A 14,452-nucleotide genomic window follows, 5' to 3' on the forward strand; every position below is an offset into this window, starting at 1 on the left:
TGAATAATCTGAAGAATGAACAAGGTTCGGATTAATAGGTTGATGAAGTTTCAGAAAATCCTTACGTTGGGTAAATAAGGAAGCCTTAATTTGCTTTGGAATAGCTCATTAAGGCTTATATAGTAAAGTGAAATTAAAGGCGCTTTAAGATCCTAAAGAGCTCATTTCAGCGTTTTCAAAAAAGGTAGGTTTGTCGAGTTTTATAGCGATTCGATATGCCGCATTCATTAAGCCTACATGACTATATGCCTGAGGAAAATTGCCCCATTGGCTGCCATCATCTTCATTGATGTCTTCACTAAATAACATCAGATGATTTCCAAAAGAAAGCAATTTACGGAAGACCTCCTGCGCTTCATCTACACGACCTACGCAAGCCAATGCTTCCACGTACCAAAATGCACAAACCAAAAATGTGGATTTTGGTTTTCCAAAATCATCTTTGTGAAGGTACCGATAAAATAAACCATGCTTACCTTTTAGTTCTTTTTCTAATGCGGCTAAGTGATTTTTGGCACGATCAGAACTTGGATCCAAATAGCCCATCATAATAAGCTGTAGGGTAGAGGCATCCAAATTTTTGGAATCCGTTGAATTAGTGTAAACGCCTCTTTCTTCGTCATAACAAGATTCAATATAAGCAGCGGCTTTTTGTTGAACCGCCATTGCTCTTTTCTCAATATCCTTGAAACCATTTTGACGCGCTATTTTTATGGCTGCGGTGGCACCTGCCCATTGAAATAAGTTGGAATAACAATGCCGTTGTTGGAAATTTCGGAACTCCCAAATTCCCGCATCGGTTTCGTCTATGGTGTTTTCAATTTTATTTAAAATAAAATTTGTCCAGCCTTCTGCAACCATCTTATTTTGGTATTTGAACCTTTGATCCGTAAATAATGGAAGTAAGGCTATCAAAGCTTGGCCGTACACATCATTTTGAATATGTTCGTAGGCTTGATTACCGATACGTATAGGTTGGTTGTTGAGATATCCAGATAAATGATCCAAATGTGACTCTTCTAACTTTGTCTTACCCAAAATGCCGTATAGAGGTTGCAATCTTCCTGTATCGGTTTGTGTTATATTGGCGATATAGGAAGCGTATTTTTCCATTTCTTCGAAATGGCCTACGTGACTCAATGCAGTCAACACATAAAAACTGTCCCGAAGCCAACAATACCGATAATCCCAATTGCGTCCTGAACCTGGAAATTCTGGAAGACTAGTTGTACTAGCGGCGATAATTGCTCCAGTGTCTTCGAATTGGTGAAGTTTCAACGATAAAGCAGAACGAATAACCTGTGTTTGATAGAAAGATGGGATAGAAGCATTCTTCACCCAATTTTGCCAATATAAAGTTGTTCTTCGTAAAAAATCCTCACAAGTTCGCTCAATCGGTGCTTCGAAAGGACTTCCAAAGGTTAAGATTAAATAGACAGGTCTATCCAGTACATGTGGAATATCATCAAAGAAATGATTAACCGGCATATCTGTCGCTAATCGCATTTTGATATCGCCCTTTTCAAATTGAATATGATTACTTCCTCTGTTTTTATGAAAAGAGGTAAGCCCGTATTGATATACGGGTTCACACCGTACACGAATACGAGGTCTACCTTTTATGGGCTCTATCTTGCGAATGAGGGTTAAAGGCTTAAAATAGCGTTCGTATTGTTCGAAACGAGGAGCGAAGTCTGTAATTTTATACGATCCTTCATTCGTATCTACTACGGTACATAAGATATTTGTATTTTCAATATAATACTGTTTGCTTTGAAATTCTTCTGCCACGGGTTTGATATCAAATCTTCCCCCTTTTTCTTCGTCCAGAAGACCTCCAAAAACAAATGAATCCTGAAATGTTGGCCAACATAACCAACTGATATTCGTGTCTTTATTTACATGTGCTATAAAAGCACAATTTCCAATTATTCCGCTGTTATAAATGTGTTTACTTAATGACATGTTTATGGTTTAATTTGAAGTATTTCAGCTTGTTCATACGTGTGCTGCGTGAATTTTTTAATAAGCTTTAATACTTCTTCTTGTGTTTCTATGTAATATCGAGCTGCTGATTTGCGACTTCCTACTTTTACCGTGATGGAGTCGGATGGCAATTCTAAAAACATATCCTCATCTGTTGCGTCGTCACCAATTGCAAAGATGAAGTCTGGTTTGAAATCCTGAACAATTTCCATTGCTGCACGACCTTTATTCAACTCACTATTTTTTACTTCAATTACCTTATTTCCCATCAAGAGTTGTAATCCATGATGCGGTAATAGATATCGTAAATGATCGACCAATTCTTGTGCACGAAGATTACCTAAACCACTTTGTACTTTACGATAGTGCCATGCCAAAGAATAGTTTTTTTCTTCCACATAAGATCCTGCGGTCATATTCGCAAACTTTGCCATAATGTGCTTGATCGGATATTTCCAACGTGTGGAGATATGTGTTTTGGTGTGCCAATTATAATCAGGATAATTGCTCCAAGCGCCATGTTCAGCCACTAAATAATACTTTTTATCGGCAAACCATTCTGAAAGTGTTTCGTGTGGTCTACCGCTAATGATGACTATTTGGTTGTTAGGATTGGATTGAAGCTCTTCCAATACTTCATACAAATCATTTGTAGGAGTTGCTTCATTTGCATTATTGTTGAAGCCAATCAATGTCCCATCGTAATCTAAAAAGAATAAATTGCGCTTGCCTTCATTGTATCGACTTAAGAAATTCTGTAGCGTATCTGGGTTGATGCGTCTTGCTCTTTCTTGAGATTGAATGGATTTAATTTCTCTTAATCTTTTGAAGAATAAACGTACCCAATGACGGATATTGAATTTTTTTACAATCTCCAAACTGTCATCCATACGTTTGCGCTGTTCTTGCGCTGGCATCCGAATAGCCGTCATCAGTGCTTCGCAAATTTGTTGTTTCGAATGGGGATTGACTAGGATTGGCCCTATAAGTTCCTTACTAGCTCCTGCCATTTCACTCAAAATCAGGACCCCGTTATTGTTTTCTTTACTAGCAATAAATTCCTTGCAAACTAGATTCATTCCATCACGTAAAGAGGTGACCAGGCAAATGTCCGAAGCCACGTACAAGGCAGAAAGTTCTTTCACATCAAAGGAATTGTAGAAATAACTGATAGGTGTCCATTCATTATTGCCGAATACGGCATTAATTTGTCCGACCATACGGTTGATCTCATCATGCAGCTCCTTGTATTTCGGAACATTATCGCGAGAAGGAACGACAAGCATGTACAATATAACTTCATTTTGAACTTCAGGATGAGTTTTCAATAGAAATTCGAAAGCGCGTAATCGCTCGAGAATACCCTTGCTGTAATCTAAGCGATCGATACTTAGAACGAATTTTCGATTGTTATAAAAGGTGCGTATTTCCTTCGCTCGAGTTTGAATTTCTTCGGATTGCGCCAAATCATTGAATTTGTCGTAATCAATTCCCATAGGGAATACTTCTACATAAACACTTCTTCCGCCGCTACGTAAGCAGTTATTTTGAATGGATAAGCCCAAGATATGGGTACAAGCATTTAGGAAGTGCTGTGTGTCATTGTAGGTGTGAAATGCAATCAAATCGGCACCTAATAATCCTTTCAACAATTCATCTCGCCAAGGAATTCCTCTAAATAATTCATCTGGTGGGAACGGGATATGTTGGAAATAGCCTATTCCAATTTTACTATTATAAGCTCGAATGAATTTAGGTAAAAGCATCAATTGATAATCATGAATCCATACTTCATCATTATCGGCTATATCTTGTGCTACCGTTATCTCCGCGAATTTTTTATTTACGGATTCGTACATATTCCAATAGGAATCGTCATAAACTGCATAAGAAGGATGATAGTGAAAAATAGGCCATAAGACTTCATTAGAAAACCCTTCGTAGTATCCTTCTAATTCCTCTTCCGTTAAGAATACAGGGATAAGGTTTAACTCTTTGAGTTTTTCCGAAACTTCTTGTTTTTCCTCTTCATTGTCTGGTACAAATCCAGGCCAGCCAATCCAGATGTTTTCACCTTCTTTGTAGATGGAGCCTAAACCAGTAGCCAATCCTCCTTCACTGGGAATTACGTGTAATTCGCCGTCATGTCTTTCAATGCGTACGGGTAATCTATTAGAAATTATTATAGTTCTATTTCTTAGCATGGTTGTTAAATACAGTAAATGTTTTTCGTAGATGAGCGTGGGAGCTATATTATTACAACAGCTTTAAACGCTTGTGGTTTTAATTATTTTGAATTAATTCTTTTTTCCCTGTAGTTCTTCGTTTAATTTTTCCAGTCCGGAAGTAGCTGGTCCTGTAAGTATTCTTCCATTGATGTTGAAACGGGATCCGTGGCAAGGACAATCCCAGGAAAGCTCAGCATTGTTCCAACGTACTTCGCATTTGGCATGTGGACAGGTGCTTTTTAGTACATGTAATTGTCCATTTTGCTCTGCATAAATAGCGTAAGAATCACCTTCATACTTTACTACTTTTGCTTCGCCTTCGTTGATTTCTGCCAAAGATTGGATGCGTTCTATGCTGATTTTATCTTTAATAAAGTCACTTACGACTGTAGCATTTTCTTTAACAAAACTGGTGAATCCTGCTGTTGGCTTAAATCTTTTTGGATTGAATAGCTTAGCATACGGATTTTCACCATCGATAATTAAATCATAAATAATAGCCGAAGAAAGTGTGCCGAAGGTCATACCATTCCCTCTAAATCCCGTAGCGACAAAAATCCGACCGTCGCTCGACGGTAAAACACCGATGGAAGGTAATCCATCGGCAGGTTCGAAATACTGACTGGACCAAGCATATTCTACCGTGTCTACATCGAAATGCGAACGGCAATAATTTTCCAACTCGGCAAAGCAAGAACCAGTATCTTCCGAATGTCCTGTTTTATGGTCTTCACCACCCGCAATTAACAATTGTTTTCCGTCTATTTCGTGTGTACGATAATAGTGGTAGGGATCGTATAAGTCATAACCTAATGTATTTGGGTAATTCTCATTTTTCAACGAAAACGCTATAGCATAGCTACGGTATGGAGCTGTAGTAAAATGTAAGATGCTTATTCCTGGTGGCGTATGGGTAGCGTATACGGCATGCTTCGCATTTATATCACCCAATGAGGTTTTAAGTACTACACCTGCATGTTCTTCTACATGCGATTCCACCATACAATTTTCTACAACCATTCCGCCTGCCTGAATATAGGCTTCTGTCAATCCTTTAATATATTTTAGGGGATGGAATTGTGCTTGCTTCGGGATTAGAACTGCTTTTTTAAAAGGGATTGGAAAATCAATTTGGTCTATATAATTCATTTCATAGCCCACTTGATTTGCTCCGTCTACTATATCATCCAATTGTTTTACTTGATCATCATCCACGGCAAACAAATGCGCATTCTTATATTCAAAATCACAATTGATAGCATGTCTAAAGACATTGGAATGAACAATATTAATCGCTTCTTTTCCCGCTTGCGCTAATAATTTGGCATTTTCCAACCCAAATTTGCTTATAGCTTCTTTATAGGTCGTGTCGAAAAAATCATTTAAATGTGCTGTGGTACCTCCTGTAGTACCGAATCCTATATTGTTGGCTTCTAATAAAATACATTTTAGACCAATAAGCTGTAATCGATATGCAGTAGAAACTCCAGTAATACCGCCACCAACTATAGCTACATCAAATAATTGATCTTGTGTGGGCAGATTCTCAAACCTTTTGGCTTCCGCTTGCCACATACTTTTACGTGCTCCGTCTCTGAACATATCTATTAAATTTTTGTTATACAATTATGATGATTAGTGCTCATTGAACAGCTTAAAACGAATTTCGTTGGGTTATTAAGCAAATGCTAAATTTTTAAGCGTTGATCTGGAGTGTATAAATCGATAATGAGTCAAATAACTGATATGGAAAAATTAGAGAAAAGATTAACCACGTACAAAGAGAAATACGGCGAGGAAAATAAATTAACACAATTCAGTTACAACCAAAGTGCAGAACAGATAATATACAGAAATGAAGCATTGCGCACAGGGAACCGAAAGTTGTATGCGGACTATGTAACTTCTCATCCTGATCTCGATCCTGAAAAGGAATTGAAAACTTTTGATAGCTTGGCACCAAAAGTACTAAAATTGGATAGAGCGTCCTTTATATCTTGGGCTATCGATAAAGGAATTGAATTGGTAGAAAGTGATATTTATATTTTCGATGAAGACGCTATTCTCAAAGGTATTCGGTTAGAAGAAGTAGAAGCTGAATCTTTTGAGGTTGAATCTACATGGGATGAACTGATTCATAATGTACATAAGCCTGAAGAATTAGCGAAGGATAGAGCTTTTTTTTGGGTTTTGGATGAATAAAAAATCCGTAAGATAATTACGGATTTTTTCGCCAAATTTTATCCGCTAAAGGCAAATATTCAGGTAGTGCTGCAGAGCCATACCAAGGATAAATAGTATAATCCAAAAAATCTATTTTTAATTGTCAAATCATTCTGAAGCAATGCTTTTACTTCTTCCTCAGTTTTAGTATTCTGAATCACTAGTGTCCGGTAAAGAATAAAAAAAAGGCTGGCGCAAGCACCAACCCTTTAGCTAACTTTGAGGTTGCAAAACAAACAAAGTAACTATGGGTAAAAGTACAAATTTTAGTGGACAGCCGATATTAAATTTTTAATCATTAAAAACAAAAAATTGTAAACTAAAAAACTATAAAAAAATTTATGAAGATAAAATGACCTTTGAATAGTTCATTGGTATGATAAGATATTGCCTATTTCTAAAATATATCTAAGACTTTCAAAAAAAAAAGCTCGACATGACTGTCGAGCTTTTGTACCTAGGGCGGGAATCGAACCCGCACTCCTTTAACAGGAACAGGATTTTAAGTCCTGCGTGTCTACCAGTTCCACCACCTAGGCAACTCTGGAGCGAAAAACGAGATTCGAACTCGCGACCCCAACCTTGGCAAGGTTGTGCTCTACCAACTGAGCTATTTTCGCTTTTTTAAGTCTTTCAAGTTGTCTGGACATCGCGTCCTTCCGATTTGATGATGCAAATATAGAGCTATAATCTAGTTTTGCAAAATGTTTTTGAAAATAAAATGGCTTTTTTTAGCGTTTTAAAGCCATTTGTTTGATAATCAGCTAGAATAATTTTCAATAAAAATTGCCCCCAAAGATATTAGTAGTGGGGGCAATACAATTATTTTATCAATCCTGCTCTGCGAAGTAAAGCATCAACTGCTGGTTCTTGTCCTCTAAACGCTTTATAAAGCTTCATGGGATGTGTTGTTCCGCCTTTTGAAAGAATGTTTTCCTTGAATTTGTTAGCCACTTCTTTGTTGAAAATACCGTTTTCTTTAAAATATTCAAAAGCATCCGCATCTAAAACTTCTGCCCATTTGTAACTGTAATATCCAGAAGAATATCCGCCATTAAAAATATGGGAGAAGGAAGTACTCATCGCATTATCTTCTACATCGGGGAAAAGTTGAGTAGATGCGAATTGTAATTTTTCAAAATCTTTAACTTTAGAAATAGCCGATGGATCTTGTCCATGCCACCCCATATCCAGTAGTCCGAAACTTAATTGACGAACAGTAGCCATCCCTTCCAAGAAAGAAGCAGATTCTTTGATCTTTTCCACTAATTCCATTGGAATCAATTCTCCAGTCTCGTAATGTTTAGCAAATAAAGTTAGTGCTTCTTTCTCATAACACCAGTTTTCCATAATTTGGCTTGGAAGCTCCACAAAATCCCAGAACACAGAAGTTCCGGAAAGATTTGGGTACGTCGTATTGGCTAACATGCCGTGCAACGCGTGTCCAAATTCGTGGAATAACGTAGTTACTTCGTTAAATGTCAACAAAGCAGGTTTCGTCTCGGTAGGAGGAGTAAAATTGCACACGATAGAAATGTGTGGTCTCTCGTTTATACCATCTTTTATGTATTGCGGTTTGAATGAAGTCATCCAAGCGCCCTGACGTTTTCCTTTGCGCGGGAAGAAATCAGCGTAGAAGATAGCTACCAAATTGTCTTGCTCATCTTTCACTTCGTATGTTTGCACATCTGGATGGTATTTATCTATATTGTGAACTTTCGAAAAAGTTAGATTATAAAGTTTATGTGCAACTTCAAAAGCGCCTTTTAGTACATTTTCTAATTTGAAATAGGGTTTTAACAGCTCATCATCCAATTGAAATTTTTGTTGTTTTAGTTTTTCCGAATAGTAGGAACCGTCCCATTTTTCCAAGACCTCAATACCATCTTTTTCTTTGGCAAAAGCAGTTAGTTCCTGGAATTCTTTTTCTGCAGCAGGTTTAGCTTTTGCTAATAAATCGTTTAAGAAAGCTAATACTTTGCTAGGCGATTCCGCCATTCGCTCTGCCAAAACAAAATCAGCATGCGTTTCATAACCTAAAAGTTGCGCACGTTGATGTCTTAATTGCACAATTTCTAAGACGATTGTTTCGTTGTTATTTTCATTTTCTTGAAATCCTTTTCGACCCGCTGCCAATGAAATTTCTTTTCGCAATTCGCGATTATCCGCATAAGTGACAAAAGGAATATAGCTTGGATAATCCAGGGTAAAAATCCATCCATCTTTGTTTTTTGATTTCGCTAAAGAGGCCGCAGCTTCGATAACACCTTCAGGTAGTCCTGCTAAGCCTTCTTCTTTAGTAATATGTAATTGATAAGCGTTTGAATCTGCCAGGACGTTTTCTCCAAATTTCAATTTCAAAACCGATAATTTAGCATCGATATCACGCAGCTTTTGCTTTTGCTCATTATTCAAAAGAGCTCCATTGCGTGCAAAATCTTTGAACGACTTTTCTAACAACGTTTGCTGCTCTGTGGTAAGTGTTAATGAGTCTTTTTGTTCATAAACTGCTTTTACACGCGAAAATAAATCTGTATTCAGTGTAATATCATTTCCTAAAGCCGAAAGTTTGGGCGCTACATCTTGAGCTATTTTCTCTAATTCATCGTTGGTTTCAGCCGAATGAAGATTAAAGAAAATATTGCTGATGCGATCCAAGGTTAGCCCTGAATAAGCCAATGCTTCAATTGTATTTTCGAAAGTTGGAGGTTCAGGATTGTTTACAATATCCTCGATTTCCTTTTTGGTAAGTGCTATTCCTTCATCGAAGGCTGAAATATAATCCTTTTCTGAAATCTGTGAAAAGGGAGCTGTATCATGTACGGTATTAAATTTTTCTGTTAAAATTGCCATGTGATAAAGCTAAAAATATTTTAGGAAATAAAAATCAGTTTACCGTAAAGTATTAGGTTTACCTGCCTTCTGAATAATACGGTTAATCTATATTTTAAATAGTTTTTATTAGACGATTTTTAATAGAAATTTCGGAATATTTTCTTTTATATTTAATGTATGTTCAAATAAATTTTTGAAATAAACTTATCTTTCTGAAACAACTTTAGTTTTGCTTATTTTGTTTCTTTAATGGTTATCTTGAATTGGAAATTATTGGCTTGGTAACTTATGTTACCAACTTTATCATTTGATGGCTGTACCTTTGTATTAACAAAATAAAATAATATGGAAACTATTTATGGAACTTGGCCTTGGTATATTGGAGGACCATTAGTGGCTCTGATCATGTTGGCCTTAATAAAATTGGGCAAATCCTTTGGATTTTCCTCTAATTTTCGAACGCTTTGTTCGGCATTAGGAGCAGGTAAAAGTTGCGATTTTTTTGATTTTGATTGGAAAGCGCAACGTTGGAACTTGCTATTCTTGTTCGGTACGATTGTCGGAGGATTTGTAGCTTCTCATTGGTTGGCAAATCACCAAGCCCCACCAATAGCAGAAGAAACTATTACTACACTGCAAGGTTATGGCTTTCAAAGCGCAGGTAAATCGTATTTACCACCTGAATTATTCTTCAATCTAGACTTGAAAAACATTTTATTATTGTTGGTTGGTGGTGTTTTTGTTGGTTTTGGAACGCGCTATGCCGGAGGATGTACCTCAGGTCACGCGATCTCTGGACTAAGCAATCTTCAATGGCCATCATTAGTAGCTGTTGTTGGATTTTTTATCGGAGGCCTCCTAATGGTTCATGTATTATTTCCTTTTATTTTTTAAGCGATGAGAAAGTTAGTATTTGTATTATTAGGCGTAGCGTTTGGTATTGTCATGTATAAAGCGGAAGCTGCCTCTTGGTTTAGAATCTTTGAGATGTTTAGCTTTCAATCTTTCCATATGTACGGTTTTATCGGTTCAGCCTTATTTGTAGGAGTTATCGGAGTGCAGTATATGAAGAGAAAAGCGAAAGATGTAGATGGAAATAAAATCAATATTCAGCCAAAGGCAAAGTCTATTCCTCGTTATTTGATTGGCGGTATTTTCTTTGGTTTGGGCTGGGCGTTAGTGGGCGCATGTCCAGGGCCAATCTTTGCTTTATTGGGTTCAGGTGTATTTTCAATCATTATAGTAATTATTGGAGCGTTATTGGGTACGTATATTTATGGTGTTATCCGTAAATATTTGCCTCACTAATTTAAGTTGAATGTTTTTGTTGGGGTTATTTTTAGCGGTTTTTGTCGGGATTACATTGGGATTAGTGGGGAGTGGAGGTTCCATTTTGACGGTTCCTATATTCGTCTATGTGTTTGGAGTCGATCCTGTATTGGCTACAGCTTACTCTCTTTTTGCTATCGGAGCGACGTCGATAATAGGGGGAGCAAAAGGTTTTATAAGTAAGGATGTAGATATAGACAAACTTTTGAAGTTTGGAATTCCTTCTATGATATCGGTGTTTTTGACACGTAAGTTTCTAGTTCCATTGATTCCTGATCAATTCAATATAATGGGCTATATTATTCAGCAGGAAGTCGTTCTTATGGTTTCATTTGCAGTACTGATGTTGTTTGCAGCTTACGCTATGTTTCATGAAATCAATATTCCAAAAGCTCAATTTCCGTTTATTACGGTAGTAGCTAAAGGTGTTTTTGTGGGATCAGTAACTGGGATAGTAGGTGCAGGAGGTGGTTTTTTGATTATTCCGGCATTAACTAATTTCTTTAATCTGAGCATGAAGAAAGCGGTTGCTACATCATTGGTATTGATCGCAATCAATTCTTTCCTAGGGTTATTAGGCGATTGGAGAAGAATAGATTTATTTGATTGGAACTTATTATTGCAATATACGTTATTAACTATAGTTGGGATTTTTATTGGTTTTTATTTAAGCAATAAAATTGACGGGAAAAAATTGAAACGTATATTTTCAGTGGGGATTATGGCAGTTGCAATTTTTGTTTTACTGACCGAATTTGGGATTATTTAATTTTAAAAAAGAAAATGTTTTTTGAACAGGTATACGATAAGACTTTAGCGCAAGCTAGTTATATAATTGGATGTCAAGTCTCTAAAGAGGCGATTGTAATTGATCCAAAACGTGATGTTGATACTTATCTTGATATAGCCAAATCGAATAATTTGACTATTACACATGTAGCAGAAACACATATTCATGCTGATTTTTTAAGTGGCAGCCGTGAATTGGTGGCGCTTACAGGAGCAAAATTATTCCTATCTGATGAAGGTGGTGAAGATTGGCAGTATGAGTTTCCACATCTAGGTCTAAAGAATGGAGATGTTATCAAAATTGGAAATCTTACATTAGAAACATTGCATACGCCTGGACATACGCCAGAAAGTATTTCTTTATTATTGACAGATCATCCTGCTACAGATCATCCTGTTATGCTTTTTACGGGGGACTTTGTGTTTGTGGGTGATGTTGGAAGACCAGATTTATTAGAAGAAGCTGCTGGATTGGTGGGGTCCAAAGAGGTAGGAGCTAAACAGTTATTCGAATCGTTGAAATTATTCAAAGCACTTCCAGATTATATTCAGGTGTGGCCAGGGCATGGTGCTGGTTCTGCTTGTGGCAAAGCTTTAGGGGCAGTGGCCAGTACAACCGTGGGATATGAGAAAATCAGAAACTGGGCTTTGCAACACGAAGATTTTGAATCCTTCAAAGAAGAATTATTAAGAGATCAACCTGAAGCACCGTATTATTTTGCTGAAATGAAAAAGCAGAACAAGATTGATCGTAAATTATTGACAGAAGTACCTCAGCATCCTGTGTTGGATATCCAAGATATTCCAAATGATACTGTTGTGGTGGATACACGAAATAAATTTGAATTTTCGAAAGGTCACTTGCCAAAATCCATTAATATTCAAAATAATAACAGTTTGGCGAATTGGGCAGGTTGGATGCTTTCTTACGATGAACCCATAGTATTGGTTGCTCCAAAAGAGAATCAAGAAGAGGTGACACGTAAAATGATGCGTATTGGAATGGATAATATAGCAGGTTTCGTGTCTGAATTAAGTGGACAATTAGTAATAACAAAATTAGTAGATGCTGCTGAAGTGGAGCAAGAAGTAAGCAATGGAGAATCTACTTTATTTGACGTACGTAATGCTATTGAGTTTAGAAATGGTCATATAGAAGGTGCTATACATCACTTCGTGGGACATATGGCAAAACGTTTGCCTGATTTGGACAAGAATGCATCTATTATTGTACAATGTCAAGCAGGAGACAGAGCTACTATTGCAACTTCATATTTGGAAAAAAATGGGTTCAGCAATGTTAAAAACTATATCGGTAGTATGCAAGATTGGTTAGCAAAGGGCAAACCTGTAGTGAAATAATTTATTTATGCGCGAATTACTCAAGACAGTATATACAGGAATTTTTGATTCAAAAACTATTGAGAATATAGCAGAAGTTGCCCTGTTCAAAAGCTTCAAAAAAGGTGATATAATTTTGGATATTGGTCAATCTATCCATTTTATTCCCTTAGTGCTAAATGGTGCTGTCAAAGTTATGCGCGAAGATCCCATACGAGGCGAGCTACTGCTGTATTATTTGATTTCTGGAGATACGTGCACGATGACTGCAACATGTTGTACAAGTAACAAGATAAGTTCTATCCGTGTAATCGCTGATACAGCAGTAGATCTTGCATTTATTCCTAATAGCTATTTCAATCATTGGTTGTCTACAAGTGAGACCTGGCGCAATTTCATATTACAAAGCTATTCCAAACGCTTGGATGAAATGATTGTAGCCGTTGACAGTTTGGCTTTCTCCAATATGGAAGAAAGGGTAATAACTTATTTATTACAAAAAATGAGATTGGAAGATAATAGAATTCTTACAGTTACACACGCCGAAATAGCTTCCGATCTCAATTCTTCTCGAGTAGTGATTTCTAGAATCCTTAAGAAATTAGAAAGTGATGAAAAAATCTTATTGTTACGCAATGAAATAAGAATTTTACTTTAATTTTTGTTGTTTTTCAATAATTAGTATCCTATATTTAGGAATAGATATTGTTATTATCGATAAGATTTTAATTATACTCATATTTATACCCATTTTTACCATATGAAAATTACGCTATTGTGCATTGGCAAGACGGATGATAAATTTATTCAAGAGGGAATAGATAAGTATATTAACCGCTTAAAACATTACATCTCTTTTAATATTATTGTACTTCCAGATGTAAAGAATGTAAAAAATCTTTCGGAAGCGCAGCAGAAAGAAAAGGAAGCTGAACTTTTCAATAAAAATATCCAATCAGGTGATTTCGTTGTTTTATTGGATGAGCGAGGTAAGGAATATAGATCCTTAGAATTTTCTACATTCATTGAGAAAAAGATGGTAGCCAGCGTGCAGCATATGGTATTTTTAATTGGTGGACCGTATGGATTTGCCGAGGAAATAAAACAACGTGCAAATTCATTTGTTTCTTTATCAAAGATGACTTTCTCTCATCAAATGGTTCGTTTGTTTTTTGTTGAACAAATTTATCGCGCATTTACCATTATGAAAGGAGAGCCTTATCATCATGAATAATATGGTAATCCGTTATTTTTAACAACATTTAAAAAAAAGGAGTATATATGGATATGGATAAATATAAGAGGGACTATAAATACAGAAGTTCTGAAGGAGATAAGAGTTACAAATGGATAATAATTATAGGAGCTATAGTTGTTGCATTATTAGCTTATTTTATCAAATAAAAAAATAAGGCGATATTGGGAGTATCGCCTTAAAATCACACTAACTATTTATCTCTTATGAAAAGAGAATAGGGCATCGATGCTTTGAAATTTTCAAGGAATCATCGATGACATAAATTTAGTAAAATAAGTTTTAATAATTCAAAATTTTATACAAAAAAACATGAATTAGTTTATATTTTATTTTCTAGGGAAGTGTAAAGCAAACTGTGTCATTGAGCTCTAAATAGATATAGGTCCCCTTCGGACCTATATCTATTTAGAGCCGCCGAAGGCTTTCATTCTCTCACCAAATTTAAGGTGGAGTTGTTGCATTG

11 protein-coding genes and 2 tRNA genes are annotated in these 14,452 nt (G+C 36.3%); 7 read left to right on the forward strand and 6 right to left on the reverse strand.

Annotation, left to right across the window (positions count from 1 at the left end; translation table 11 throughout):
- Window positions 1-144: 144 nt before the first annotated feature.
- The 3 genes from H8B04_RS13430 to H8B04_RS13440 all read right to left on the reverse strand — a co-directional run bounded on the left by H8B04_RS13430 (window position 145) and on the right by H8B04_RS13440 (window position 5,816).
- Window positions 145-1,965 (reverse strand): glycoside hydrolase family 15 protein, encoded by a 1,821-nt coding sequence (locus H8B04_RS13430; RefSeq protein ID WP_190302674.1) that lies wholly within the window; start codon window positions 1,963-1,965, stop codon window positions 145-147.
- A 2-nt stretch (window positions 1,966-1,967) separates the two neighbouring features.
- A complete protein-coding gene (locus H8B04_RS13435; RefSeq protein WP_190302675.1) occupies window positions 1,968-4,190 on the reverse strand; it encodes a bifunctional alpha,alpha-trehalose-phosphate synthase (UDP-forming)/trehalose-phosphatase in 2,223 nt (740 codons plus the stop codon).
- A 93-nt stretch (window positions 4,191-4,283) separates the two neighbouring features.
- Window positions 4,284-5,816 carry an FAD-dependent oxidoreductase gene (locus tag H8B04_RS13440; RefSeq protein ID WP_190302676.1) on the reverse strand — a complete coding sequence of 511 codons (1,533 nt, stop codon included), beginning with the start codon at window positions 5,814-5,816 and terminating at the stop codon, window positions 4,284-4,286.
- A gap of 126 nt (window positions 5,817-5,942) precedes the next feature.
- Here H8B04_RS13440 and H8B04_RS13445 point away from each other — a divergent pair, with 126 nt between their 5' ends.
- On the forward strand, window positions 5,943-6,416 hold the full coding sequence (locus H8B04_RS13445) for a hypothetical protein (protein WP_165291621.1): 474 nt from the start codon (window positions 5,943-5,945) through the stop codon (window positions 6,414-6,416).
- A 475-nt stretch (window positions 6,417-6,891) separates the two neighbouring features.
- On the opposite strand, the gene H8B04_RS13450 is transcribed toward H8B04_RS13445, so the two are convergent.
- The 3 genes from H8B04_RS13450 to H8B04_RS13460 form a co-directional block, all read right to left on the reverse strand.
- Window positions 6,892-6,976: transfer RNA gene (locus H8B04_RS13450), tRNA-Leu, on the reverse strand.
- Between the two features lie 5 nt (window positions 6,977-6,981).
- Window positions 6,982-7,057, reverse strand: a tRNA-Gly gene (locus H8B04_RS13455).
- Between the two features lie 202 nt (window positions 7,058-7,259).
- Window positions 7,260-9,290: a M3 family metallopeptidase gene (locus H8B04_RS13460; protein ID WP_190302677.1), complete on the reverse strand. Its 2,031-nt coding sequence runs from the start codon at window positions 9,288-9,290 to the stop codon at window positions 7,260-7,262.
- Between the two features lie 327 nt (window positions 9,291-9,617).
- Between H8B04_RS13460 and H8B04_RS13465 the strand changes: the two genes are divergently transcribed.
- The 6 genes from H8B04_RS13465 (at window position 9,618) to rlmH (ending at window position 13,965) form a co-directional block, all read left to right on the forward strand.
- Window positions 9,618-10,166: a YeeE/YedE family protein gene (locus tag H8B04_RS13465; RefSeq protein ID WP_190302678.1), complete on the forward strand. Its 549-nt coding sequence runs from the start codon at window positions 9,618-9,620 to the stop codon at window positions 10,164-10,166.
- A gap of 3 nt (window positions 10,167-10,169) precedes the next feature.
- On the forward strand, window positions 10,170-10,580 hold the full coding sequence (locus tag H8B04_RS13470) for a DUF6691 family protein (protein WP_165291625.1): 411 nt from the start codon (window positions 10,170-10,172) through the stop codon (window positions 10,578-10,580).
- Between the two features lie 10 nt (window positions 10,581-10,590).
- Window positions 10,591-11,370, forward strand: a complete 780-nt coding sequence (locus tag H8B04_RS13475; protein WP_190302679.1) for a sulfite exporter TauE/SafE family protein — start codon at window positions 10,591-10,593, stop codon at window positions 11,368-11,370.
- A 14-nt stretch (window positions 11,371-11,384) separates the two neighbouring features.
- The gene (locus tag H8B04_RS13480) at window positions 11,385-12,752 is read left to right on the forward strand and encodes an MBL fold metallo-hydrolase (protein ID WP_190302680.1); all 1,368 of its coding nucleotides are present in this window, start codon (window positions 11,385-11,387) and stop codon (window positions 12,750-12,752) included.
- A 7-nt stretch (window positions 12,753-12,759) separates the two neighbouring features.
- Window positions 12,760-13,389: a Crp/Fnr family transcriptional regulator gene (locus H8B04_RS13485; RefSeq protein WP_190302681.1), complete on the forward strand. Its 630-nt coding sequence runs from the start codon at window positions 12,760-12,762 to the stop codon at window positions 13,387-13,389.
- A 102-nt stretch (window positions 13,390-13,491) separates the two neighbouring features.
- Window positions 13,492-13,965 (forward strand): 23S rRNA (pseudouridine(1915)-N(3))-methyltransferase RlmH, encoded by a 474-nt coding sequence (gene rlmH, locus H8B04_RS13490; RefSeq protein WP_190302682.1) that lies wholly within the window; start codon window positions 13,492-13,494, stop codon window positions 13,963-13,965.
- The last annotated feature ends 487 nt before the right edge of the window (window positions 13,966-14,452 follow it).

This window comes from Sphingobacterium litopenaei, from assembly GCF_014692495.1.
Classification (GTDB): Bacteria; Bacteroidota; Bacteroidia; order Sphingobacteriales; family Sphingobacteriaceae; genus Sphingobacterium; species Sphingobacterium litopenaei.

Bases quoted from the DNA above. Each gene is read 5' to 3' on its own strand.
- H8B04_RS13430 (WP_190302674.1), bottom strand. From the start codon at position 1,965: ATGTCATTAAGTAAACACATTTATAACAGCGGAATAATTGGAAATTGT.
- H8B04_RS13435 (WP_190302675.1), bottom strand. From the start codon at position 4,190: ATGCTAAGAAATAGAACTATAATAATTTCTAATAGATTACCCGTACGC.
- H8B04_RS13440 (WP_190302676.1), bottom strand. From the start codon at position 5,816: ATGTTCAGAGACGGAGCACGTAAAAGTATGTGGCAAGCGGAAGCCAAA.
- H8B04_RS13445 (WP_165291621.1), top strand. From the start codon at position 5,943: ATGAGTCAAATAACTGATATGGAAAAATTAGAGAAAAGATTAACCACG.
- H8B04_RS13460 (WP_190302677.1), bottom strand. From the start codon at position 9,290: ATGGCAATTTTAACAGAAAAATTTAATACCGTACATGATACAGCTCCC.
- H8B04_RS13465 (WP_190302678.1), top strand. From the start codon at position 9,618: ATGGAAACTATTTATGGAACTTGGCCTTGGTATATTGGAGGACCATTA.
- H8B04_RS13470 (WP_165291625.1), top strand. From the start codon at position 10,170: ATGAGAAAGTTAGTATTTGTATTATTAGGCGTAGCGTTTGGTATTGTC.
- H8B04_RS13475 (WP_190302679.1), top strand. From the start codon at position 10,591: ATGTTTTTGTTGGGGTTATTTTTAGCGGTTTTTGTCGGGATTACATTG.
- H8B04_RS13480 (WP_190302680.1), top strand. From the start codon at position 11,385: ATGTTTTTTGAACAGGTATACGATAAGACTTTAGCGCAAGCTAGTTAT.
- H8B04_RS13485 (WP_190302681.1), top strand. From the start codon at position 12,760: ATGCGCGAATTACTCAAGACAGTATATACAGGAATTTTTGATTCAAAA.
- rlmH (WP_190302682.1), top strand. From the start codon at position 13,492: ATGAAAATTACGCTATTGTGCATTGGCAAGACGGATGATAAATTTATT.